Source organism: Bacterioplanoides sp., assembly GCF_965219715.1.
In the GTDB taxonomy this organism is placed as follows: Bacteria; Pseudomonadota; Gammaproteobacteria; order Pseudomonadales; family Oceanobacteraceae; genus Bacterioplanoides.
This window is the reverse complement of record NZ_OZ244785.1, coordinates 1,679,409-1,703,374: the sequence shown is the minus strand read 5'-3', so window position 1 is coordinate 1,703,374 and position 23,966 is coordinate 1,679,409. Positions and strand designations below refer to the sequence as shown.

Below are 23,966 nucleotides of genomic sequence, written 5' to 3'. Positions count from 1 at the left end.
GGGTGTGGCTGAAAATGCACCTTGCTTCGTTTATTGCTGTTTTACAAAGAAACTACGTCTGAAACCAGCGGCTTATCCGCTAAACGACTCTGAATAACAAAGCGATATTCTTTGCCAGCTGCTTGCTCTTCGGCAGCCTGTGGGTTGTACCAGCGTACTTCGTACTCTGCCATACCTTGATCTTCTTCATCGGTTAAACGCACTTCAACATCGTAACCCTGATCATCGATAGTGTGTTTGCCAACTGCCAGTGGCTGCCAACCGTTATCACCTTTGACTTCGATACGCGCCAGTGGCTGGTGCAGATTAATTTTTGAAGCGTTTACGCCAAGGAAACGCACCGCGTAATAATCTTCTTCGTTGGCTTCATCAGTATCAACAAATTCGGCTTGTTGCAGGATTTTTTCTGATCCGGTTGCTGCTTGTTCTTCTGGCATCATTTCAGTGATGTTCAGCGTGTAGTTCCAGCTTGGCATCATCTCTTCCACTTCACCCTGAGCGTTAAAGTCTTTTGCCAGTTTCTGTAATTGCGCGCTGATGTATGGTGTAGAGTAACGGCCATACATGGTCGAACCACCTTCATAAGTCTGGTATTGGTATTCTTCCGGGGTAACGGAATAACCAAAATAACCGTTTGCCACACTGGTTACCCAGCTGTGTTTAATTTCATTGCCAGCGGCATTAAATTCTTTTTGCACTTTCGCGGCAGCACGTAAGCCAGATTGTGTGGTCATCTCAAACGGCAGCGGCATAATCAGAGTGTCGTTTACACGGACAATCTGGAATAACACGGTTGTCGGGAAAGAATCTGTTGGTTCGAATAATGGCTGGAACCAGCTGCTGCCTAAAATACGCTTGCTACCATGACAGCCATCTTTACCAAACCATAAACGCTTGGATCCCCAACCACCACGTAAGGTTGGCAGAACACTTAACCAGGGGGTGCGACGCTCATAAGCGCCACCGGCGGTTGCGGTACCCACGTATGGTGTTTCGCAGAGTTCAACGTCGGCTACTTTATTATTTTCGCGGATATTAATTTCGCGTGCTGCACTTGCAACGGTAACGTCTTTGCTGAGGTCTTTTTCCAACGAGTTAAATAAAGCGATGGCTTCTTTACCAATGCCCATACCCAGTTTACGCGCAGCAACAAAATCCACGTCGGCGTGGGAGAAGTAGTTATCACCTTCTTTTACCGCTGGCGCCATATCGCCCTGGGTGCCCGTGGTGATGCCGTGTAATACCTGCCAGCTTGGCTGGTATTTATTCTGGATATCCCACTCTAATTCGCGTTGGGCGTAGGCAAATAAATCGCCGTTATAAACACGAACCGGTGCACTGATCACGGTACCGTGAACGGAGAAGCTGGAGAATGCGCCCAGCGGTTTGTATTCACCATCATCGTCGAGAGCGTCAATACGAACCATGTACAGTGATGGGTTAACTTCTTTAAATTTGGTTTCCGGATCTTCTAAGTCCAGATCACCTTTGCCCGGATTCAAACGATACGCTTCCAGCATACGGTTACGGTTGTAGCCATAAATATCTTTGCGACCAGTTGCAACTTTTGCCGGGCGGCGTTGTTTGTGCGCTTGTAAAACACCTTCTGCGATGCGGTTGCTGATCTCTTCCAGCAGCTCAGGCTCTAAACCCTGAATATGGGAAAAGTGCTTGTTGTAAAAATCGTTGTGGAAGTGATTACCAAACGATGAGTGGCTGTGGGTGCCGGTAATAAAGATATCACCGGGTTTCAGGCCGGTTTTTTCTGCAACCAGCGCGGCAACCTTGTGATGCATCAGCAGCGAGCTACCCGCCAGGTCGCCCTGAATCATAGCAATCGACTGGCCTTTACCATCGTTGAGGTAAAAGATTCGGGCTTTTAAACGGGTACGGAAGCCAATCGCCTTGTTACCCAGAATCGAATAGGCGCCTTTGGCAATACCCGGTGGTGGCGTGATATCGACAGAAACGGCTGCTGCGGTAGCGGTTTCTTCGGTTGCCACCGCGGCGGCACGGGGCTGATCAATGGTGAAGGTTTGTTGTGTGCTACAGGCGCTCAGCACTGTTGTCAGTGCCAGCAGGCCCAGAAGTCGGATAGACATAAGCTTCCCTGGAGGTGTTTATATAGGTGTTATTGTTAGATGGTGTGATTTTGCACGAAAGTACCAGTAAGTAAACAGGGAATATCCTGCCACTTTGTTGGGGAATTATTCATGACGGATGTCCTTATTGGCTAGGGGAATTAAAACCCCGAGCCAGGTTGCTGCAGAAACTCGATTTCCTCGACACTGCTTTCACGCCCCAGAATGGCGTTGCGATGCGGGAAATGACCAAAGCGATCAACAATCACCTTATGTTTGTGCGCAAAGTCGATAAAGCCGTTGGCGGCTGTTTGAAATGATTCCGGGGAATCGGCATGTAACTGTTGGAACTTCTCCAGACACAGCGCCTGCATCTGGGTACTTTCTGCGTGTTCCAGCGGCATATAGAAGAATACCCGCTGAATCGGACGCAGTTGTTTGTCGTGGCCGAGGCGAATGCCTTCCAGGCACCAGTGTAATGCCAGGCTGTCCTGGGTGTATGACAGCGCGCTGTTGCGGTACATATTGCGGCTGAATTGATCGAGCACAATAATGGCAGCCAAGCGGCCTTCGGCATCTTCTAACCAGTCATTAAACTGGCCGCGTAACAGCGCTTTTAATACCGGCTCAAAACGTTGACGAATATCGGTATCGACCGCTGGGTTTTTCTGCCACCAGAGCGCCGACTGGCGTTTGCTGATGTCATCATCGCTTAACGCCACGGCGGTATTAACCTGAGCTGCGTCAAACCAGAAGTCGAGAATGTTGTGTTTATCCATTTCTGCGCTGCCGTTATATAAGTCTGTGGGATACTATACGCCCATCTGAGTTTGAATACTGTTTTATCTGATTTATGGATTTTCTCTGGATTCTGGTCGCCTTTTTGTGTGGCTTTGGCGTTAAACAATTGGGCATGCCACCGTTAGTGGGCTATCTGGCGGCGGGTTTTGGTCTGCACGCAGCGGGTGTTGAACCGGCCGAAAGCCTGGAAACACTGGCCAATATGGGCATCACTCTGATGCTGTTTACTATTGGCTTAAAAATTAACGTCAAGGCTTTGATTAAACCGGAAGTGTGGGCCAGCTCTGCGCTTCATACCGGATTATGGGTCGGGCTGTTAATTGCCATTATTTCGATGGCTGGCTGGTTAGGGCTGAGTCATTATTTTGATGTGCCACTGCATACCCAGGCATTGATTGGTTTCGCCTTAAGTTTTTCTTCTACCGTGTGTGTGGTGAAGATGCTGGAAGAAGCGTCTGAACTGAAGGTACGCCACGGTAAATTAGCGCTGGGTATTCTCATCATCCAGGATATCGTCGCAGTCGTGTTTCTGGTGGCCTCTACCGGTAAGGTGCCATCTTACTGGGCGCTGGCGTTGCTCGGCTTATGGTTACTGAAGCCTGTTCTGGGCCATGTATTAAATCGCGCGGGTCACGGTGAGCTGTTGTCGCTGGCAGGGTTTTTCCTGGCGTTAGGCGGGGCTGAGCTTTTCTATCTGGTGGATATGAAAGGTGACTTAGGTGCACTGATTATTGGTATGTTGCTGGCCAGTCACGCCAAGGCTTCTGAACTGTATAAATCTTTGATGAGTTTTAAAGATTTGTTCCTGATCGGCTTTTTCCTGTCGATTGGTTTTACCGCCTTACCAACATTGGATATGGCGTTAACCGGTGCGATTCTGATGGCACTGTTGGTGGTTAAACTGTTGCTGTTTTTCTTCCTTTTGCTGGCGTTTAAAGTATCCGGCCGTTCATCTTTCTTAACAGCGCTGGCGCTGACCAATTACTCTGAGTTCGGACTGATCGTGGCACACCTGAGTGTCGGGAATGGCTGGATGTCTCAGGACTGGCTGGTGATTATTGCTCTGGTGATGTCGGTTTCCTTCATTCTATCGAGCTTTATGTATCGCAAAGCGCACCATTATTACGCGATTCACAAAGACAGTATTAATCAGTTTGAACGGGACGGCGCGCATCAACAGTTTGATCGCCCGGTGGGCGCAGAAGTGCTGGTGTTAGGTATGGGACGTGTTGGCAAAGGTGCGTACAGTGCACTGCAGCCAGAGTACGGCGAAAAGGTCTGGGGTATTGAGTCGGATCCGGAGCGGGTGCAAAAACTCAAGCAGCAGGGTTTCTCGATTGTGCTGGGTGACTCCGATGATATGGAATTCTGGCAACGGGTTTGTACCCAGAATATTCGTCTGGTAATGCTGGCGTTACCGTCACAACAGGAAATTCTCAGTACTCTGGATATGCTGAAAATGGCGAATTATCAGGGCAAGGTGGCTACGGTTGCACGTTATGAGGATGAACGTGAACAGTTGTTAGCTCTGGGGGTTGATGTAGTCTTTAACTATTACGCTGAGGTCGGGGCGGGTTTTGCCGCTGAGAGTCAGCATTTGTTGTTGGCGGATTAACCTCAGTGTATTACAGAAACAAGTTTTGCAATTTCGCCACCGGATAGAAGGTACTTCCTTGTACCTGCTATCCTACCGCGACTTCCTGTCGCTGTTTGAAATAGCAAAGCTTATTTCTTCTTTTGGAATAAAGGCGCCATTTATTACATAGACGTGCAGTCAGGATTGTTTTTTGTAGCAGCCACACAAAAAAGTAGGAAGACTTTTTTGCACAGCTTTGCTGCCCGAAGGGTGATGCACATGGATGTGCTGAATGAACGTGTGGCGGTAGGATCAAAGGCACAGGGATGTGCCTCTGATCCGGCGAAGAAAAATAATGCTGATAGTATGTCTTCGAGTGACTAAAAATAGCTATTTCACAGCAAATAACGTCGCTAACTCATCGCAATTCTGGGCGCGTAACATTGGCTTCTGATGGTGAGAAAAACCCGTTGATTCCACATGTTTTAATAAATCAAAAAACGGCTGCCAGAAGTTTTCGATATCAAAACATAATACGGCTTTGTCGTGATCGCCGATACCAGCCCAGCACCAGATTTCAATCAGTTCATCAAGAGTACCAATGCCACCCGGCAGGGCGATAAAGGCATCCGCCAGCTCTGCCATACGGGCTTTGCGCTCATGCATACTGTCTACGTATTCAAGGCTGGTCAGGTCCTTATGTGCAGTCTCACGAATGTACATACTACCTGGCATCACACCAATCACTTCACCGCCGACTTCCAGCGCTGCATCTGCAATTGTGCCCATTAAGCCATTACGGCCACCGCCATAGACAATGCCGATTCCTTGTTTGGCCAGCCATTGGGCGAGATCGCGGGCGCCTTGTTCAAACGCCGGGTTATTGCCGTGTTTTGCTCCACAATAAATAGCAACGCGCTTAATTGCCTGTTCTGTCATTCCTGTAATCTCTGTTAATCCAGCCAATTATTTTGGCAAATAAATTGATTTTGTTGCCGCAAGCTTATACCAGAGCAATCTTTATGGCGAAATTATTAGGCTGAGTTGTGCTATCGCACGTTTTTTCAGCGCGATTAAAAACAGCCTGAACTAGGATCGAATCGATCCCCATGAAAAGTCTGACGGTGAATCCGCAGAGGAGAACTAACATGGCTAAAATGTCATTTCGTTTTATGACCGAAGTGGAAGTCGAGTTAAAGGCTGAAAGTTACGAAGAAATCTATCTGATGTTAAAAGATATGATGCATGGCCAGCGGCCAATCAGCGCCCAGAGTAATGTGAAAATATTTCCGCCGGAACAAAGCTCCATGTACTTCAGTATGGAAGGCGAACGCGAGCTGCATGAAATCCCGCAGTTTAAAGGCGATTTTAAACGGGATATTTTAGAACACTGAACACTGAACACTGAACACTGAACACTGAACACTGAACACTGAACACTGAACAACGCAGCCCGGACCGGATAAGCACCGGGCTGTTGGTTTATTTAAGCTTCCACCAGATGTTTCATTAACTCTGTTTTAATGTCATCGGGAATTGCTTTAGAGCCTTTTTTATCATGATCAAAGTGCACCATGATTGCGTGCCCTTTGGCGCACATTTTTCCTTGCTGCCAGGCTTCATGCACAATCGTCATCGATGAGTTTCCAATCTTGCTGAAATACGTACGGATTTCCACTTCGTGTTGCAAATATAACTCGGCCAGAAATTCCACATCTATTTTGGCAATGATCAGGTGCCAGTCATTTGGATTCAGGTCCGGGGTGAAATAGCGAAAGATAGGGGTGCGTGCCTGTTCAAACCAGATAGGCAGCGTGGTGTTATTAATATGCCCCAATGCATCGGTTTCGTTAAAGCGTGGTTCTACCGTTAAAGTCCACATAAATTTCTGTCCTCAATTGAATGCAGCGCAGTTTAACAATAATTATGGCATTCAAAGAGGGGACTAATGGCCAATGCTGGCATGATTGAACAGGTACAGCCAGTTATCACCATGCTCCCGGAATATGACAAACGCATGTTGCTTTTATGAACTTTCCCGCTTGCTTGATACATCTCTGCTAAGCCGCTGTTAACGCTTTAATGCTCAACACAGCGTTATATGGTGATGACAGATAACACGGGTAGTGAAGCAGAGGAGAGCAGCAATGGAAGCGGTATATCTGTTTATTGAGCGCGGCGGTGAAGTGATTTATCCCATCATGTTTGTGGTGTTGATGATCTGGATGTATCTGTTTGAGCGGGTGTTTTACCTTCGCGTGGTACATCCCAAAAAATCGCGCGCAGCGGTGCAGGAATGGAATCTGCGCCGTAACAAACAAAGCTGGCATTCGCGTCAGATTCACGCCGATTTATTAGGCGATATGGAGATCGGCTTAAACTCCGCGTTTCCAACCATTCGTATGCTGGTCAGCCTGTGTCCGTTATTGGGCTTGCTGGGCACAGTAACCGGCATGATCGAGGTATTTGATGTGATGGTGCATGTCGGTGGTGGCTCCCCTAAGGCGATGGCGTCAGGGATTTCGAAAGCCATCCTATCAACGGTTGCCGGTATGGTTGGCGCAATCAGTGGTTTGCTGGCGTTACACATCCTCCAGCGCGTCTGCCGCAGAGAGCAACGTAAAGTTGAGACACTGCTGGCGCTGGTTTAGCTAGGTGGGTGACTGCTTGCAGAGCTGGCCATTTGGTGTCGTTTCATTAGCGTGTGGTTTATGATGCGGTTTTCAATGAAGCATGGCCACAACCTTGTCCGAAATCATTTTGTCCGAACAGCGAGAGCAGTCCGATCCGTTTTTTATGCTGCAGGCTTTAGCCCAGGCAAGACTGGCATTTGAAGCCGGTGAGGTGCCGGTTGGTGCGGTGGTGGTATTGGACGGTGAGATCATTGGTCGTGGTTACAATCAGCCAATTACTTCCCTTGACCCCAGCGCCCATGCAGAGATGGTGGCGTTGCGCGATGCGGCTAAAAACATCGGCAATTACCGCTTAACCGGTGCAACCCTGTATGTCACGGTTGAGCCATGCTCAATGTGCTCTGGCTTATTGGTTCACAGTCGTATTCAGCGTTTGGTATACGGAACAACCGAGCCGAAAGCGGGAGCGGTGGAAAGCGCCATTGAATTGCTAGACCAGCCTTTCTTTAATCACACAATTGAGCGCACGAGTGGTGTACGGGCAGAGGAATGTTCCGCTATTATGTCGGAATTCTTTGCGATGCGGCGGGCGGCGAAAAAACGTCTTAAGCAACGCACACCACCGACCGACGGCTAACGCCTGGGCTGGTGGTTATAAATAATAAAAAAATCACCATACTCAGGGTACAAGCAATGTTACGAATCATCCGACTGCTGGTCGTCGCCAGCCTGGTCTCACTGACTGCATGCGCCGATGTGCAGGAATCTCTGTTCGATGTTGGCCTTAAAGCCGAACGGGCGATGTCCGGGCTGGAGCTGCAGCACATTTCTGTGGCCGATCATGACTGGACGTATCTGGATTCCGCGCCAGGAGATACCAGTAAGCCTTTACTTCTGATGTTGCACGGCTTTGCTGTGGATAAAGACAACTGGCTGCGTTTTGCTCGTAGCTTCGATGATTATCGGGTGGTTGCTCCGGATCTACCGGGCCACGGCGAAACCAGCTACAACCCGGAATTTACCTACGACTTTGTGCAGCAGGCAGTATGGCTGGATGAGTTTGTTGAAGCGCTGGCGCTTAAAGATCTGCACATAATGGGCAATTCCATGGGGGGCGGTATTGCGCTGATGTACAGCTATGCTCGTCCGGACAATGTCGAATCCATTACCTTAATTGATGCCGCTGGCGTATATCCGCCGAAGAAATCGGACCTGCAGGAAATCATCGATAACGGTGGTAAAAACCCGCTGATCGTAAACAGCGTTGAAGATTTCGATACCCTGCGTAACTTCGCTATGGCGAAACAGCCGTTTCTGCCATGGCCGGCAACCAATGTGCTGGCCCGTCGTGCCCAGGCCCGTAACGAGATTAATACCAAGATTTTTGCTGATATTCATGCCGTGGCAGAACAGGCAAAACACAGCGACGATAACCTGAAAATGCTGCAACAGATTCAGCAGCCAGTATTGATCCTGTGGGGTGAAAAAGACCGTGCTCTGGACGTCAGCAGCGTTGCAGTATTTGAACAATATCTGCCGGACAGCCGCAGCTTTATTTTCCCGGATTTAGGCCATGCACCAATGCTGGAATCGCCGGACGAAAGTGCCGAATTGGTGCTGGAATTTGTTGAAGGCATTGAACAACAGCCGAAGCAATCTCAGGTTAAAAGCAACGATGAAAACCAGCTTTCTGTTGCACAGAAGCTGGCGAAGATGACTCTGTCTAAAGAAGATTCTGTAGAGGGGCTGGCGCAGGAGTAATACGGTTATTGGTCGATTCAAAGGCGGGTTAACTCCCGCCTTTTTTATGCCTTAATGTAAAACTTCACGTTTGCTTGATGCTGAAAAAACACAAAAAAAGCGGACTTCAGGAAATCCTGAGCCCGCAAAAAACTCTTTTAAACCACCAATGGTGATAACTAAAGGAGTGGAGGAATAACGGTCATTAATGAAGAAGACAGCATGACTTGTTGTTCTTCTTCAAGGAATACAGGTTGTTGCTCGTCTTGCCATACCAGTACATCGTAATAACGACGTATGTTCTGCACGTAAGTCACCGGTTCATGGCCGCGAGCATAACCGTGTGCGGTGTGGCGGTAATAACGTTTCTGGCTCAGTAATGGCAGAGTGTCTTTAACGTCCAGCCACAGGTTCGGATTGCCGCCCATTTCTTTGGTTAATTTACGGGCGTCACGTAAATGCCCCAGGCCAACGTTGTAAGCGGCTAATGCCATCCAGGTACGATCTGGTTCATGAACTTCGGCACCGATACGCTTGCGCAATTTCGACAGGTACAAACCACCGCCAGCGATGCTTTGTTTGGCGTCTAAGCGATTTTTAATACCGAGTTCTTTGGCGGTGTTGCGGGTTAGCATCATCAGGCCACGAACACCGGTAAAACTTTTAGCTCGCGGATTCCAGTGGCTTTCCTGATAACCCATAGCGGCCAATAAACGCCAATCGAATTCGTGTTTGTCGGCGGCTTTCTGGAAGTCACCTTTATAACGATCCAGCTTTTTCTCGGTCTGGCGCAGGAAACGTTTGGCACCGACATAATTCAGCTGATCCAGGTGACCGTAGAAACGCTCTGACAGCGCCGCCAACTTGTCGCGGGTTTCGCTCTGTTTGAAGAATTCATTCGCTGCGTCATGCAGGCTGCTATCACGGGATAATTCAAAGGCCCAGGCAATGTTCTGCTGTTCTGATAAATCAAATGCCACCGCCAGATTCGGGAAGTAGGCTTTTAATACGTCAAATTCATTGGAATCAACGATGGTGAAATCAATATTGCCGCTGGAAACCATCTGTAGCAGGTCGCTGACTTCCAGATCCGGACTTTCGCTCCAGGTCAGTTCCGGTACTTCGTCAGATTGCAGGTTTAGCAGACGTTGCGAGTGGCTGGAATCCGACGACACCACCAGCTGACCATTCGCCAGGTCGATTACCTGCTTCGGGCGCATACCGCCACGACGGTAAATAACCTGCTCCGACACTTTCAGATAAGGCTCAGAAAAGTACGCCCAGCGTTTGCGTTCATCCGTTACCGTCAGGCCTGCAGCAGCGAACGCTGCCTGGCCTTTATCCAGCTTGGTAAAGATGTCAGACAGGTTGTCTGCAACTTCCACTTTCAGATCAACACCCAGATAATCGGCGAAGGCAGAAGCCAGTTCGTACTCGTAACCGGTAACGCCGCTGCGGTCTTCGTAATAGGTGGTTGGGCTGTTGCGGGTAATCATTACAATCTCGCCGCTCATGCGGGTTTGCTCAAGATCTGTTGGGCGCACGCTGCCCGTCAGTGCCAGGAAGCACATAACGGCGATCAGCGATTTCACAACTAGACTGGTTGAGCCACGAATCATAATGATTTCTCTTTTCATGCACTAAGCTGGTGCAATTTTCAGAATGTGAGCCCATTTTATCGCGCGAGCTGCTTAAAAAACAATCGATGAAATGTATAAGGTTGCAAAACGGTTACAAAAGCATGTCACTATGTTGATGTAACTCATTGATCTATAGGGGCTTTTCTTCTATCTGGAACGAAAGCAACTCTATGTTGCTGCAAATGAAACAATTCAGCTTTCATTCAGCTTTTTAGACTTTATTATGAGGTTATTAAGGCGTGAAGTGACTGTTTATAGGGCACTGATTAAGCATTACGCAAGCAGCAAAATGTAAATTTAAAAATTGTCGTCTTGGTCAGCTTTGATTGTCTGGTAAACAATCACTTCAGCTGCTGTCGCAAAAGGGCGGAAAACCCGCATTTTTACTGAGTGAAAGCCCGCTTCGGATCTGGTGCCACAAAGGCCTCTCCGGTATTATTCGCGCTTCGTTTTTGCCTCACTCTTCGTGGAGTTATCCCGCAATGCTAGAGCTGCGTGGCGCGCCAGCGCTTTCTGAATTCCGTCAGAATAAAGTCCTGTCAAAACTGCAATCGGTTGTACCGGCAGTCACTTCTGTTTATGCCGAATTTGTGCATTTTGCTGATACCAGTGCCGAACTGGATGGCAATGAACTACAGGTTCTGGCCCGCTTGCTGAAATACGGCCCAAAAGCCGAGGTTAAAGAAGGCAGTGGCGAAGAGTTTTTGGTGGTACCACGTTTCGGCACCATTTCGCCGTGGTCTTCTAAAGCATCAGATATCGCACACAACTGTGGCTTAGATAAAGTACTGCGTTTAGAGCGTGGCATCGTTTATTACGTCGAGCTTGAAGGTGGAAAGGCTGCAACTGCTGCAGATCGTGAAGCCATCGCAGCTGCTCTGCACGATCGTATGGTTGAAACCGTATTGGCGGACAGTAGCGATGCGGAAAAGCTGTTCTCCCATGCTGAGCCAGCACCACTGGATACCGTTGATATTCTGGCCGGTGGTCGTGATGCCCTGGTAGCCGCGGATAAGAGCCTGGGTCTGGCCCTGGCCGAAGACGAAATCGATTACCTGGTTGATAACTACAAGATTCTCGACCGTAACCCGACCGATGTGGAACTGATGATGTTCGCCCAGGCGAACTCTGAGCACTGTCGTCACAAGATCTTTAACGCCAGCTGGACCATTGATGGTGAAGATCAGGACAAGTCGCTGTTCCAGATGATTAAGAACACCTACGAGTGTTACAACGAAAACATTCTGTCGGCTTATAAAGACAACGCTTCTGTGATCACTGGTCACAAAGCCGGTCGTTTCTTCCCGAACCCTGAAAACAAAGGTTATGCATACCACGAAGAAGATATGCATATCCTGATGAAGGTCGAAACCCACAACCACCCAACCGCGATTGCTCCTCATTCGGGTGCTGCGACGGGTTCCGGTGGTGAGATCCGTGACGAAGGTGCAACCGGCCGTGGTTCTAAGCCAAAAGCGGGTTTAACCGGTTTCACTGTATCCGACTTAAAAATCCCGGGCTTCGAACAGCCATGGGAAAGCCAATACGGCAAACCAGACCGCATCGTTTCTGCGCTGGATATTATGCTGGAAGGCCCGATTGGCGGCGCCGCCTTTAACAACGAATTTGGTCGCCCGGCACTGAACGGTTACTTCCGTACCTTCGAGCTGCAACACGATGGCGAAGTTCGTGGCTATCACAAGCCAATTATGATTGCCGGTGGTTACGGCAACATCCGTGACGAGCATGTACAAAAAGGTGACATCCCGGTTGGCGCTCGTCTGATCGCACTGGGTGGCCCGGCGATGCAAATCGGCCTGGGTGGCGGTGCTGCGTCTTCTATGTCTTCCGGTCAATCGAATGCCGATCTGGACTTTGCTTCTGTTCAGCGTGAAAACCCTGAAATGGAACGCCGCTGTCAGGAAGTGATCGACCGCTGCTGGCAGCTGGGTGATGAAAACCCAATTGCCTTTATTCACGATGTTGGCGCGGGTGGTTTATCCAACGCCTTCCCAGAGCTGGTTGGCGACGGTGGTCGTGGTGGTAACTTCGAACTGCGTAACGTACCAAACGACGAGCCGGGCATGAGCCCGCTGGCGATCTGGTCGAACGAATCTCAGGAACGCTATGTAATGGCGGTTGCTGAAGAAGATATGGATACGTTCGATGCCATCTGTGAGCGTGAGCGCTGCCCATACGCAGTTGTAGGTTACGCCACCGAAGAAGAACACCTGACCGTTACCGACAGTCACTTCGACAACAAGCCAGTCGACCTGCCATTGCAGGTTCTGCTGGGCAAACCGCCACGTATGCACCGTGATGTGAAGTCTCGCGAAGTGAAAGCCGAGAACTTCGAAAGCGCGGGCATTAAGCTGGCGGAAGCGGCTGAACGTGTTCTGAAATTACCAACCGTTGCTTCCAAGAGCTTCCTGATCACCATTGGTGACCGCTCCATTACCGGTACCGTGGCACGTGATCAGTTTGTTGGCCCTTGGCAGGTGCCGGTGGCAGACGTTGCGGTAACCACCTCTTCTTACGATAACTACGCTGGCGAAGCGATGGCGATGGGTGAGCGTACTCCGGTTGCTCTGCTGGATAGCCCGGCGTCTGGTCGTCTGGCGGTGGCAGAAGCCATTACCAACCTGGCAGCAGCGCCAATTGCCAAGCTGGCTGACGTAAAAATGTCGGCTAACTGGATGTGTGCTGCAGGCCACGACGGTGAAGACCAGAAGTTATACGAAACCGTTAAAGCGGTTGGCATGGAACTCTGTCCGGAACTGCAGGTAACCATCCCTGTGGGTAAAGACTCCATGTCGATGAAAACGCGCTGGGAAGACAATGGCGAAGACAAAGCCGTTACTGCACCAATGTCGCTGATTATCACCGGCTTTGCACCAGTGACGGATGCTCGCAAAGTGCTGACGCCTCAGCTGCGCGCTGACCAGGGCGAAACTGACCTGTTGTTAATCGACCTGGGTCGTGGTCAGAACCGTCTGGGTGCTTCTTGTCTGGCACAGGTTTACGGTGAAGTCGGTAGCGTACCGGCCGATCTGGATGACGCGGAAGACCTGAAAGCTTTCTTCGCTGTGATGCAGGGCTTAAACGCTGATAACAAACTGCTGGCTTACCACGACCGTTCTGACGGTGGTTTATTCGCGACTCTGACCGAAATGGCCTTCGCTGGCCACGTTGGTATGGACGTGAAAATGGATCTGCTGGCCGAGTCTGAAGACGAGCTGGCCGCTGCGCTGTTCGCGGAAGAACTGGGTGGTGTGATTCAGGTTCGTCGTGACGATCTGGAAGAAGTACTGGCTCAATTCGAAGCGGCCGGCCTGGGTGATTGCACTCAGGTGATTGGTACGCTGAACGAAGACGACCAGATCACCTTCAGCTTCCAGGACGAAGAATTCCTGAGCGAATCCCGTGTGAACTGGCAACGTGCCTGGACACAAACCAGCTATGAAATGCAGGCACTGCGTGATAACGCTGACTGCGCTCAGCAAGAATTCGATAGCCTGCTGGATGCTGAAGATCCGGGCTTAAATGCCGAATTAAGCTTCGACATTAATGAAGACATTACTGCTGACCTGCCGGTTGCTGGTTCTGAAGACGCACCGAAAGTAGCGATCCTGCGTGAGCAGGGTGTGAACGGCCAGATCGAAATGGCCGCTGCCTTTGATCGTGCGGGCTTCACCACCATCGACGTACATATGAGTGATGTACTGTCTGGTGCGGTAACGCTGGATCAGTTCCGTGGTTTGGTTGCCTGTGGCGGCTTCTCTTACGGTGACGTATTAGGCGCGGGTGAAGGTTGGGCCAAGTCCATTCTGTTTAACGAACAGGCGCGTAGCCAGTTTGCTGCTTTCTTCGAGCGTGCTGATACCTTCGCACTGGGTGTGTGTAACGGCTGTCAGATGCTGTCGAACCTGCACGAACTGATTCCGGGTGCAGAACACTGGCCACACTTTGTTCGCAACATGAGCGAACAGTTTGAAGCGCGTGTTTCTCTGGTAGAAGTTCAGGAATCCGATTCTGTATTCCTGGCGGGTATGGCTGGTTCTCAAATGCCAATTGCTGTGGCGCACGGTGAAGGTCGTGCGGAATTCGCTGATGAAGCGGATATCGATGAGCTGGCGGGCCAGATTGCTCTGCGTTATGTGAATAACTACGGCGAAACCACCGAACAGTACCCGGCGAACCCGAACGGTTCTCCACAAGGTATTACTGGCCTGACCGCGAACGATGGTCGCGTGACTATTATGATGCCTCACCCGGAGCGTGTGTTCCGCGCAGTTCAGAACAGCTGGGCACCGGATCACTGGGATGAAGACGGCGCCTGGATGCGTATGTTCCGTAACGCCCGCCTCTGGTGTGAAGACCAGGTGTGAGGAGAACTGAGGCTTTTTATTAAAGCTTTGGTTTGAGGGAATAGAGACCCGCTGCTCTAGAGATAGGCAGCGGGTTTTTTATTGAAATATTTTTGTGTTAATTTTTACAAACTTACTATCAAGGAAGACAAATGATTATCGATATTAATTCAATTTTTGATGAGCTGGTTGATTATTCTTTTCATCATTTAACCGAAGTTAAGGCTGTCGTTGATAACAAGGTAAAGTGTATTGATGGCGAATTGATTGAGTTTATAGATCCAGTCGACGATCTCATTTTTGAACATGATGAGGTCGTGATTCTGGCGCAAAAAACTTCGAGTGTTGAACTCAAAATTATTTTGTCCGGGCTCGAAGACAACCAGCAAGAACTTATAGAGGAGTTTGAACGCCGAATTCGAGTGGCAGAAAAAAATGGTTTCTATCTGACCTACGCAGCATTAGTAAATGATGTTATTGAACCCGTAGTTGGTTTTTCATTTTGAGATAGGAGGTATGAGTTTGGATCAGTGTAAAAAATTAAATTATTTGATTGAGTTGTGTAGAAACTTTTGCTGCCAGTATTCTTGTTACATACTTGCAAGTGATGGCTGGGAGGATTCCCCAGGAACCTTGCCAATTATAATTCATAATAATTTTTATGACATGGCTGTTTTAGATTTCATGAAAATATTTGGCGATAGAAATAATGACGACTTTCATTATCGAAAAATATTAGCAGGTGCTGATATAGTGTATGCTGAGCTATTGGAAAATCTTTCTTTTTCTGAGGATTCTTGGTGGGTATATCGAAAAGAAATAAAGACATTTAGAGATAAAAGAATTGCTCACTTGGATAAAGGGCGTGGCATCAATATACCGTGTTTAGATATTGCATATTCAGCTATATCCAAGATCTATGATGCTGCAGCTAAGGAGAAAAAGGAGCTTTGTGGAATTGTCTATGACGATACATTGGATACTTATCGTGAAAAGAATTTAAAGTATTGGGCTGTTTACGCTGAAGAGTTGGCGGCAGCCTTTTTGAAAGTAGAGCAGCAATGCCGAAAATGCATTTGATCTTCTGCTTCAGGGGGCAGGTAGGTTGGGTGGAGCTCCGCGATACCCAACGGTGTTCGATAAATCTGGGGTTCGTTCCACTCACCCCAGCCTACAGTTTGGTGATCTGTAGGCCAATTACGCTCCCGCGCGGAGCATGGGAGCGAGAAATAAAAGGGGTTACGCACTTTGTTTCTGAAGCGCATCCAACACCGCAGTTGGATTCTCTTTAACCACTAATAATAACGCCCGTGCCGGGCCTTCCGGTGTGCGGCGTTTTTGCTCCCAATTCTGTAACGTCCGCAGTGATACGCCAATCAGATTGGCAAATAACCGCTGGCTAAGGCCGGTATTTTCACGAATAGCCTTAACATCAGGCACTTCAATTTCAGTGACGCGTGATGCTTGTTTTTTGCCGGTAATAATATCGTCAGCCTGCTGAACACTTTGCATCAGGGTGTCAAATAATTCGTCTTTCATAGCAACCTCAAATTACTTTCAATAACCATTAGTCAGGTGGTTTAGCGCCAGTTTTCAACTACAGATTTCAGTACTTTTTTCTGCGCACTCGTAAGATCTGATTGTTCGTTTTTCGGATAAGCCAACAGCATCAGAATCTGATCATGGGCTGACCGCCAGTAGTAAATAACTCGCGAGCCACCTTGTTTACCTCGACCAATTGCTTTAGCCCGAACCTTTCGAATTCCACCTGCTCCCTGAATAACATCACCTTTTTCCGGTTGTTCAGCCAACTCAAGCTGAAGCTGTCGGTATTCTTCATCCGACATAATCTCTTTAATAGAGTCGGTGAATATTGGCGTCTCAATGAATAGCATCGTCCTTGTCCTTCATTGGCGTATTCATCAAGTATACGCCAAGGGCGTACATATGCAACGGACATATGACTTGCTCATAGTTGTTACGCGATGCAAAATTGCATCATTACTACATCACTAGGGCGATAGCCCGGATAACGGTGAAGCCATGGCAACACGAGCAAGCTTATCCCTATCTGAACCCAATGAACGCTGGATTCAGGACAAAATCGACAGCAAAGAATTCGCCAGTCGCAGCGAAGTGGTTAATGACCTGAACCGTAAGGCGCGCGAATTAGAAGAGATTCGTCAGCGACTGATTGCGGCGGAACTATCAATAGCCGAGCAAGGCTGGGGTGAGAAATCGCAGGACGCGATATTGGCAGACTTCAGGAAGAAGGCGCAGCAGGATGGAAAATTATAATACTTCTGATGAGGCTGCTTTAATCCAATCTACGAAGCTGTTTTTTGTGGATTGGTATGTAGGTTGGGTGGAGCTACGCGATACCCAACATGGCTCTGTAAATCTAGGGTTCAATAAGGTTTCACAAGACAAACACAACATTCCGCTGGAACACTGTTGTTGATTTCGCTGCACTTGCTATCTCCAGCCTCTGTGGATAATTTACCCGCACGTTTTATTCGGAAATCTCCCATGTTTAAGCCACTGATCTTTGCGTCGTTATTCTTACCACTAGCTGCTCAAGCTGATATTAAAACTCTGCAAGCCGGTGAGGAAACCAGCTGCCAGCTGGTTGCTCAGGAAACCTGTAAAACCAGCAGCCGTGAGCCGGTCGAAATGTGTCTGGAATGGCATCAGGAGAAGGCCGTTGAAGCAGGCGCCGATTCGCTGTTAATTGGTGATCGTGAAGAGAGCTCGGTACGTCGGCCATCGCTGACCGGTGCAAAGACGGTTGTTACGACAAAAATTGCAGCCGCTTATTATGACTGTGGTCCGAAGCAGGCAGAGTTGCAGCAAGCGGTTAAAACCGTTGTAAACAAGGCTCCGCAATTAACAATTGAGTAGCGTCTTATTCGTTTAAATACACTGAAAGAGAAAGGTTTAATTACTCAGGATGAGTATGATCAGAAGCGCCAGCAGATTCTGCATGAGTTATAGCACTATGAGAGGATTACAAAGGTAAGCAAGAGCGCCGTATTACGGCGCTCCAAAAGGCGTATTAATCGCCTTTTTCAACACAGGTCATGTTGTGTTGAGCATCTGGCTTACATTCCCACATGTCGCCATCTACACGGAATGGGCCTTGGGTAATACGAGTCAGGTAGTAACTGTCGCCGCTTGCAGTTTCTTCAATCGAAGTAAAAGTAGAAGCACAGCCAGTCATTAATACTGCTGCGAAAGAAGTCAGAATGATTTTTTTCATGATATGGCCTCTTATTCGAAATCAACGTCAACGCGATCACAATCATCGCTGTTGGTAGGACAGTAGAAGATGGCTGCTGTACCTTCGTAAGAACCAGAAACGTAACGGCCGCCGTCTTGGCTTGGCGCGCTGTCCAGGAAGGTGTTTGCGCAACCGCTTAATCCAATCGCCAGCAGGGCTGACAGAGCTAATTTAGTCATTAAGACTCTCCTTATTACACAAATTCGGAAATTGCACGAGAGTCCGCAGCACTAAATGTGCTGTGTAGGTCGGGGAAAATAGGTTGAGCATCCCTGATTTTGGCCAGCAGGTACAACGGACTTCGCCTAGGCCAACTTCCTTAGAAAACGCTGCTGATAATATTGATTTAAACTTTTTTGTCAATAAGGGTAAAAGTATTTTTATATTCAGTCTGCATTCAGTTTAAGAGGGGTTTAGCTCAAAAGTCGCGACTGGCGTTTGTCTGATAGCAGTGATTCCTGTTGCAGAATCTCACTGGCATTCACTTGTGCCAACGGAGTGTTGGTATCACGCTGTAAATAGCCGTCGGCGGCGAGAGACAGGTAGCGGGCACAACACACCCGCAGGAAGGATGTGAAGTTGCCAGCATCGTGATCGGCGTCCAGAGATTCCAGATACAGCCGAGTAATCAGCTGATTAACATTGATGCCATCGCGTTGGGCAATTTCCTGCAGCGTGTTCCAGAAATATTGTTCCAGCCGGATAGAGGTGACGACGCCATCGATTCTCAGTGAACGGGTTTTGCTTTGCCACAGTTGCGGATCGGCGTTAATAAATAACTGACACATAGTCGCCACCTTTTAACCGGTAATAACAGCGTTTACAGCAATGCCATAAACTGTTTAAGAAACTCCGGGTGAGCAGGCCAGGCCGGAGCCGTTACCAGTTTACCATCGGTAATCGCCTGATCCATTTCCAGTGAAACATATTCACCACCCGCCAGTCGCACTTCCGGCTCGCAGGCAGGATAAGCGGATACTTTTTTGCCTTCGATAACACCCGCCGCGGTGAGTAATTGCGGGCCATGGCAAATGGCTGCAACCGGTTTGTCTGCGGCAATAAAGTCCTGAATTAATTGAATTACATTGCTATTGAGGCGGAGATATTCCGGAGCACGACCGCCGGGCAGATACAGCGCGTCGTATTTATCAGCGCTGGCCTGATCAAAGTCGGCATTCAATGCAAAGTTGTGGCCTCGTTTTTCGCTGTAGGTTTGATCGCCTTCAAAATCGTGAATCGAGGTGGCAATGGTGTCGCCGGCTTTTTTATCCGGACAAACCGCATCCACCTGGTAGCCACAGGCAAGTAACGCCTGGAACGGCACCATGTTTTCGTAGTCTTCGACAAAATCGCCGGTAATCATTAATACGTTCATCGTCTGATCCTGATTATCTGATCTGCTGGGTTGTCTCACGTTTGCCGCTGAATCGTGAGGTATGGCTTAGGGCCCGTTAACAAGCCCTAAGCAAAATCAGTTAATCAGAATCGTCTGAACAGCGGGTAGTATGGGGATACTACAGTGACGTTTTTTCTCAGCTGTTTGCTGCTTGAGGCTGATCGCGACTATCCAGAAAACCGGAAATACGGGTAAGTAACAAAGCGCCGAGCCGAGTTCCTACGCAATAACGGTGCCCAGCGATACGACGGAAACCAGTACCACGGTTAAACAGGCGCAGGCTTCAGTGCTGCTGCTGGCCTGCTCGATATTTCGGTCACTAGGGAGTATGCGGAGTGTCACGGCTTGAAAGCTCGCTGGAAACAACACTGTTAAACCGCGCCATTCGGCGGTGAGCTGACTGAAGAAGGTTATATTTCCGTTGAGCCAGGCCGGTGCTACTGGAGCCGGCTGGAGTCAGCGCGGTTTATTATCGCAATAGTGTTCTCTCTTCTCGCATCGAGGCTTTTCTCGATTTTTATGCCGATAAGTGGCGTTTGTAAGCATTGTTAAGCGCTTCTTCGGTATTGCCCCATGTAAAGTTAACAGACACCTGTTGTTACGCTTTTACAACAGGGATGTGTTTGTAAATAAGCCTTTCGTCACCAATACTTTTTGTCATTACCGATAATACAAAAAATGGCACATTCTCGATGGATCTTTTGGCTACGCTGAAGGGAGCCGGTGTTCAGGGCGGCGAACAGTTATTTCGCAACCTGATGCTCCAGATCAGTGTGATTGCAGCGTTTATTCACGTTGCCTTTTCCTGCTTGTTTTTCTCCCACAATATCTGGCTGTTGGGCGTGGTAAACGTCTTCAGTGTTTTGCTTTATGTTGTGGTTTTCTTTCTTATTCTGACGCGTCGTTATCACTTTTCTGCCTGGGCAGCAGTGGTGTTTGAGATTCTTGGTCATGCTGCGCTGGCTGTTTTTCTGTTGGGCTGGGACAGCGGCTTCCACTTTTATGCCATGGTTATTCCGCCGGTTGTGATGATCAGCCCGCTCAGGGATGGTGTGGAAAAGATGCCGCTGGTGATGGGCATGATGATGTTGTATGTGATTATGGATTACATGCTGCGACATGTAGAGCCTGTTTATGATGTCAGCAGCCTGGTGCTGAGCAGTCTTTATTATTTCAATCTGATCACTGTGTTAACGGTGATGGTATTTTTGTCAGGTTTGTATTATCGCTTGGTTGTTAATAACGAGCGTAAATTACGCCAGTTAGCAACAACAGACCCTTTGACCGGATTGTTAAATCGCCGCAGTTTGCATCGTTGGGCTCAGCGTGAAATTCGTTACCACCAGAAAAATGAACTTGAGCTGGCAGTTCTGCTATGTGATCTGGATCACTTCAAACGGGTTAATGATTTGTTCGGCCACCAAACCGGTGATGCGGTAATTCAGAATTTTTCTGAAGTTCTGAAGCAGGAATTACGTAATGGTGATTATGCGGCGCGATGGGGAGGGGAAGAGTTTCTGCTGTTATTGCCGGCTACCACCGCGGACGAAGCCATGGTTGTTGCTGAGCGTATTCGTAGTTGTCTGGAAAAAACCTCTGTGACGATCAATGATCACGAAATTTTTACCACCACTACCATCGGAATTGCTGAGTTATTACAGAAAGACAGCTTTGACCAGTTAGTCGGACGTGCTGATCAGGCTCTTTATCGTGGCAAGGGTAGTGGCAGGAATCAGGTAGTGAATCCTTAACTGATATTAATATTTTAGTTATTAGTGTGTGGGATAGTTTTTATCCTGCACCATCATTTTTTATATTATTTTTACTATTTTACGGACTTATTAAAGGCCAATTATTTTTTGCCTGTGTCCTGTATAGACCATTGCTTGTCTTTTTTTGTGATGCCTTATTGCGACAAATATCATTAGAAAAATGATCTTTTCAACAAATGTTCTTTAAATACGACATTTTCCTGAATATTTAGTGAAATGTCCTAGTCTAATTAGATTAGCTTGAGCTAATATGCAACCTGGTTCAGTCGGCCAAAATAACAAAAACAGCCAATCAACTTTTCATTGATGAGAAGTTTGTTTACAGAACCCGTTGTTAGGAATTCTCGGGCGGTTGTTATGACTATTGCATTCTCAAGGAATAACCCGTGGCGCACTTTTTTGGTGCTCACGACTCTTATATTGCTGATGGCTGGAGGAGCTGGCCAGCTGCAACTTACAACAGATTTTCGCACGTATTTCAGTGCGGATAATCCTCAGCTGCAGGCTTTTGAAAAGCTGGAAGCCGATTTTAATAAGCAAGACTCGCTTATTTTTCTGCTGCAAAGTAATGATGATAAAACTATCTTTACGGCAGAGCGTCTGGCAGCCATTGAGCAACTAACCGCAGCGGCCTGGCAATTACCTTATGCCCGGCGGGTCGACTCTCTCAGTAATTATCAGCGAATAGAATCCGAGCAGGATGATATTTTTGTTAATGACCTGTACGACGCCAGTAATAATTATTCCATTGAAGAAATTGGCGACTTTGCTCAATCCCATCCGCAAATATCCGGCCGGCTGTTAAGTAAAACTGGCAAATTGGCTCAGGTCGTTGTGAATTTATCGTTACCGGCTGATGATCCTCAGGCCACTGCTGAGCTGGTGTCTGCCGCGCGTGAACTGGTGGAGCAATCTGAATTAAATAATTTTGAAGTAAAGCTGCTGGGTACGGCTGTTATTAATGTTGCACTAGCAGAAGCGGTTGAACGCGATATGGCGGCATTAATTCCTGGCAGCTATCTGCTTATTTTTACTGCCTTATTTTTGTTAACCCGGTCTTTAGCCGGTTCTTTATTATCTCTGACGCTGACTTTATTGTCAGTTGCTGCGGTATTTGGCGTACTCGGCTGGAGTGGTGCAACTTTAACTCCGGTTGTGGGTGCTGTACCGTCGATGATTATGATCATTGTTGTCGCCGACTGTTTGCATATTCTGGTGTCTTACCAGCACGCGTTAAAAGAAGGTCTCGATAAAACCGCAGCTTTAGCTAAAGCTCAGGCGTTGAATATTAAACCTGTGATGATTACCTCGGTAACGACTGCGCTGGGTTTATTGTGTCTGAATTTCAGCGAATCCCCACCGTATCGCGATTTAGGTAATCTGGTTGCTATGGCGGCCTTACTGGCCGGTGTATTAAGTCTGACCTGGTTTGTAGCCTTATTGCAGTTATTACCTGCACCTCCGGCGGCTCGTGCTGATTCTGGTCTGGGCCAGTTATTGCTGAACTTTTATCGTAAGGTGATCGCTCCGGCACCCAAACGTACGTTTGTGATCGCAGTTATTGCCACCATCGCTATTGGTGCTGGTTTATTTAAGCTGCAGTTTAATGAGCAGTGGTACCACTATTACGATGAAAGCTTCACTGTGCGCCAGGCATTGGAAGTTCAGGAAAATGAACTGTACGGCGTTAACTTTATTCAGTATTCCGTTGCAGCAAAACAGGGTGGTTCGGTTTATACCCCGGATTATATGACGCAACTACAGCAGCTGGTGGAATGGCTGGAACAACAGCCGGATGTGGGTTATGTCGACAGTCTGCATCGCCAGTTATTAGAAATCAGTCAGAAATTACACGCCGATAACCCGGAATTTTACCGGGTGCCAGGCAGTGCCGATGAAATTGCTCAGTCGATGCTGTTGTACGAAATGTCTCTGCCATTTGGCATGGGACTGGAAGAGCGTATTAATATCGATAAAACCGCCACTCGTCTGACTTTAAATCTGCACAAACATACGTCGCGTGAACTGGTGGCGCTGGATGAAAAAATCCGTAGCTGGGCTGCTGAAAATACACCAGCATTAAACCTGACTCCGGGTACCGGCCTGGATATGGTGTTTGCCCAGATTTCTGACCGTAACAGCATCAGTTTATTTATCGGCACCTTAATGGCGCTGGTATTAATTTCGTTATCGATGATGTGGTTCCTGAGCTCTGTTCGCCTGGGAACGTTGAGTTTGATTCCGAATATGCTGCCTGCACTGCTGGCTTATGGCGCCTGGGGTTATGTTTCCGGTCAGGTCGACCTGGGCTTAAGTATTGTGGCTTGTATGAGCCTGGGCCTGGTGGTGGACGACAGTGTGCACTTCCTGACCAAATACCGTTACGCCCGCGAACAAGGGAAAACACCAGAGCAAGCAGTCGAATTTGCTTTCGCTACCGTTGGTGTTGCCATGTTAATTACCACTGTGGTGCTGGCCGCCGGATTTGCCTTGCTGGTACTGTCTCCGTTCTCGCCAACCTGGGGGATGGGTGCTCTGATGAGCCTGACCGTGGTTCTGGCCTTTATTGCCGACATTATTTTATTGCCGTTGTTACTGCTTCTGTTTGATCGGGAAAAAGTCCCGGTGAATACAACCGAAGCCAGTAAAGCGGCTCTCGCCGATTAAAAAATTTAAAATT

The 23,966-nt window shown here is 48.3% G+C and carries 24 protein-coding genes; 13 read left to right on the top strand and 11 right to left on the bottom strand.

Features of this window, described 5'->3' with window-relative positions; translation table 11 throughout:
* Positions 1 to 41 precede the first annotated feature (41 nt).
* Together ACOQOZ_RS08285 and ACOQOZ_RS08280 are read right to left on the bottom strand one after the other, a co-directional pair.
* Entirely contained in the window at positions 42 to 2,102 is a 2,061-nt protein-coding gene (locus ACOQOZ_RS08285; protein WP_420591800.1) for a neutral/alkaline non-lysosomal ceramidase N-terminal domain-containing protein, read from the bottom strand.
* A gap of 140 nt (positions 2,103 to 2,242) precedes the next feature.
* Positions 2,243 to 2,860, bottom strand: coding sequence for a DUF924 family protein (locus tag ACOQOZ_RS08280; protein ID WP_420591799.1), 618 nt, complete (start codon positions 2,858 to 2,860; stop codon positions 2,243 to 2,245).
* 74 nt (positions 2,861 to 2,934) lie between these two features.
* Here ACOQOZ_RS08280 and ACOQOZ_RS08275 point away from each other — a divergent pair, with 74 nt between their 5' ends.
* Positions 2,935 to 4,497 (top strand): cation:proton antiporter, encoded by a 1,563-nt coding sequence (locus ACOQOZ_RS08275; protein WP_420591798.1) that lies wholly within the window; start codon positions 2,935 to 2,937, stop codon positions 4,495 to 4,497.
* 351 nt (positions 4,498 to 4,848) lie between these two features.
* Here the strand turns inward: ACOQOZ_RS08275 and ACOQOZ_RS08270 are convergent, their stop codons facing one another.
* Positions 4,849 to 5,397 (bottom strand): TIGR00730 family Rossman fold protein, encoded by a 549-nt coding sequence (locus tag ACOQOZ_RS08270; protein ID WP_420591797.1) that lies wholly within the window; start codon positions 5,395 to 5,397, stop codon positions 4,849 to 4,851.
* A 209-nt stretch (positions 5,398 to 5,606) separates the two neighbouring features.
* Here ACOQOZ_RS08270 and ACOQOZ_RS08265 point away from each other — a divergent pair, with 209 nt between their 5' ends.
* Positions 5,607 to 5,852: a hypothetical protein gene (locus tag ACOQOZ_RS08265; RefSeq protein WP_420591796.1), complete on the top strand. Its 246-nt coding sequence runs from the start codon at positions 5,607 to 5,609 to the stop codon at positions 5,850 to 5,852.
* 92 nt (positions 5,853 to 5,944) lie between these two features.
* Here ACOQOZ_RS08265 and ACOQOZ_RS08260 read toward each other — a convergent pair whose 3' ends face one another.
* Positions 5,945 to 6,340 (bottom strand): acyl-CoA thioesterase, encoded by a 396-nt coding sequence (locus tag ACOQOZ_RS08260; RefSeq protein WP_420591795.1) that lies wholly within the window; start codon positions 6,338 to 6,340, stop codon positions 5,945 to 5,947.
* A gap of 265 nt (positions 6,341 to 6,605) precedes the next feature.
* On the opposite strand from ACOQOZ_RS08260, the gene ACOQOZ_RS08255 reads away from it, so the two are divergent.
* The 3 genes from ACOQOZ_RS08255 (at position 6,606) to ACOQOZ_RS08245 (ending at position 8,852) form a co-directional block, all read left to right on the top strand.
* The gene (locus ACOQOZ_RS08255) at positions 6,606 to 7,109 is read left to right on the top strand and encodes a MotA/TolQ/ExbB proton channel family protein (protein ID WP_420591794.1); all 504 of its coding nucleotides are present in this window, start codon (positions 6,606 to 6,608) and stop codon (positions 7,107 to 7,109) included.
* A gap of 103 nt (positions 7,110 to 7,212) precedes the next feature.
* Positions 7,213 to 7,728: a tRNA adenosine(34) deaminase TadA gene (gene tadA, locus ACOQOZ_RS08250; RefSeq protein ID WP_420592408.1), complete on the top strand. Its 516-nt coding sequence runs from the start codon at positions 7,213 to 7,215 to the stop codon at positions 7,726 to 7,728.
* 56 nt (positions 7,729 to 7,784) lie between these two features.
* Entirely contained in the window at positions 7,785 to 8,852 is a 1,068-nt protein-coding gene (locus ACOQOZ_RS08245; RefSeq protein WP_420591793.1) for an alpha/beta fold hydrolase, read from the top strand.
* Positions 8,853 to 9,010: 158 nt separating this feature from the next.
* On the opposite strand, the gene mltF is transcribed toward ACOQOZ_RS08245, so the two are convergent.
* Positions 9,011 to 10,468, bottom strand: a complete 1,458-nt coding sequence (gene mltF / locus ACOQOZ_RS08240; protein WP_420591792.1) for a membrane-bound lytic murein transglycosylase MltF — start codon at positions 10,466 to 10,468, stop codon at positions 9,011 to 9,013.
* A gap of 485 nt (positions 10,469 to 10,953) precedes the next feature.
* On the opposite strand from mltF, the gene purL reads away from it, so the two are divergent.
* From purL to ACOQOZ_RS08225, 3 genes are all read left to right on the top strand, one after another.
* Positions 10,954 to 14,859 carry a phosphoribosylformylglycinamidine synthase gene (gene purL / locus ACOQOZ_RS08235; RefSeq protein WP_420591791.1) on the top strand — a complete coding sequence of 1,302 codons (3,906 nt, stop codon included), beginning with the start codon at positions 10,954 to 10,956 and terminating at the stop codon, positions 14,857 to 14,859.
* 131 nt (positions 14,860 to 14,990) lie between these two features.
* The gene (locus ACOQOZ_RS08230; RefSeq protein WP_420591790.1) at positions 14,991 to 15,344 is read left to right on the top strand and encodes a hypothetical protein; all 354 of its coding nucleotides are present in this window, start codon (positions 14,991 to 14,993) and stop codon (positions 15,342 to 15,344) included.
* A gap of 10 nt (positions 15,345 to 15,354) precedes the next feature.
* Positions 15,355 to 15,918: a hypothetical protein gene (locus ACOQOZ_RS08225; protein WP_420591789.1), complete on the top strand. Its 564-nt coding sequence runs from the start codon at positions 15,355 to 15,357 to the stop codon at positions 15,916 to 15,918.
* Between the two features lie 159 nt (positions 15,919 to 16,077).
* Here ACOQOZ_RS08225 and nadS read toward each other — a convergent pair whose 3' ends face one another.
* Entirely contained in the window at positions 16,078 to 16,377 is a 300-nt protein-coding gene (gene nadS, locus ACOQOZ_RS08220) for a NadS family protein (RefSeq protein ID WP_420591788.1), read from the bottom strand.
* A gap of 41 nt (positions 16,378 to 16,418) precedes the next feature.
* Complete coding sequence (locus ACOQOZ_RS08215) at positions 16,419 to 16,733, bottom strand: type II toxin-antitoxin system RelE/ParE family toxin (RefSeq protein ID WP_420591787.1); 315 nt, start codon at positions 16,731 to 16,733, stop codon at positions 16,419 to 16,421.
* A gap of 148 nt (positions 16,734 to 16,881) precedes the next feature.
* Here ACOQOZ_RS08215 and ACOQOZ_RS08210 point away from each other — a divergent pair, with 148 nt between their 5' ends.
* The 3 genes from ACOQOZ_RS08210 (at position 16,882) to ACOQOZ_RS08200 (ending at position 17,832) form a co-directional block, all read left to right on the top strand.
* Positions 16,882 to 17,136, top strand: coding sequence for a ribbon-helix-helix domain-containing protein (locus tag ACOQOZ_RS08210; protein ID WP_420591786.1), 255 nt, complete (start codon positions 16,882 to 16,884; stop codon positions 17,134 to 17,136).
* A 231-nt stretch (positions 17,137 to 17,367) separates the two neighbouring features.
* On the top strand, positions 17,368 to 17,739 hold the full coding sequence (locus ACOQOZ_RS08205) for a hypothetical protein (RefSeq protein ID WP_420591785.1): 372 nt from the start codon (positions 17,368 to 17,370) through the stop codon (positions 17,737 to 17,739).
* Positions 17,740 to 17,745: 6 nt separating this feature from the next.
* The gene (locus tag ACOQOZ_RS08200) at positions 17,746 to 17,832 is read left to right on the top strand and encodes an SHOCT domain-containing protein (protein ID WP_420592407.1); all 87 of its coding nucleotides are present in this window, start codon (positions 17,746 to 17,748) and stop codon (positions 17,830 to 17,832) included.
* 61 nt (positions 17,833 to 17,893) lie between these two features.
* Here the strand turns inward: ACOQOZ_RS08200 and ACOQOZ_RS08195 are convergent, their stop codons facing one another.
* The 4 genes from ACOQOZ_RS08195 to ACOQOZ_RS08180 all read right to left on the bottom strand — a co-directional run bounded on the left by ACOQOZ_RS08195 (position 17,894) and on the right by ACOQOZ_RS08180 (position 19,493).
* Positions 17,894 to 18,097, bottom strand: coding sequence for a hypothetical protein (locus tag ACOQOZ_RS08195; protein WP_420591784.1), 204 nt, complete (start codon positions 18,095 to 18,097; stop codon positions 17,894 to 17,896).
* Positions 18,098 to 18,108: 11 nt separating this feature from the next.
* Positions 18,109 to 18,297 carry a hypothetical protein gene (locus ACOQOZ_RS08190; RefSeq protein ID WP_420591783.1) on the bottom strand — a complete coding sequence of 63 codons (189 nt, stop codon included), beginning with the start codon at positions 18,295 to 18,297 and terminating at the stop codon, positions 18,109 to 18,111.
* A 234-nt stretch (positions 18,298 to 18,531) separates the two neighbouring features.
* Positions 18,532 to 18,906 carry a ribbon-helix-helix domain-containing protein gene (locus ACOQOZ_RS08185; RefSeq protein ID WP_420591782.1) on the bottom strand — a complete coding sequence of 125 codons (375 nt, stop codon included), beginning with the start codon at positions 18,904 to 18,906 and terminating at the stop codon, positions 18,532 to 18,534.
* A gap of 32 nt (positions 18,907 to 18,938) precedes the next feature.
* Entirely contained in the window at positions 18,939 to 19,493 is a 555-nt protein-coding gene (locus ACOQOZ_RS08180) for a DJ-1/PfpI family protein (protein ID WP_420591781.1), read from the bottom strand.
* Positions 19,494 to 20,206: 713 nt separating this feature from the next.
* Here ACOQOZ_RS08180 and ACOQOZ_RS08175 point away from each other — a divergent pair.
* Positions 20,207 to 21,265, top strand: a complete 1,059-nt coding sequence (locus tag ACOQOZ_RS08175) for a diguanylate cyclase (protein ID WP_420591780.1) — start codon at positions 20,207 to 20,209, stop codon at positions 21,263 to 21,265.
* A gap of 378 nt (positions 21,266 to 21,643) precedes the next feature.
* The gene (locus ACOQOZ_RS08170) at positions 21,644 to 23,953 is read left to right on the top strand and encodes an efflux RND transporter permease subunit (protein ID WP_420591779.1); all 2,310 of its coding nucleotides are present in this window, start codon (positions 21,644 to 21,646) and stop codon (positions 23,951 to 23,953) included.
* Positions 23,954 to 23,966: the final 13 nt, after the last annotated feature.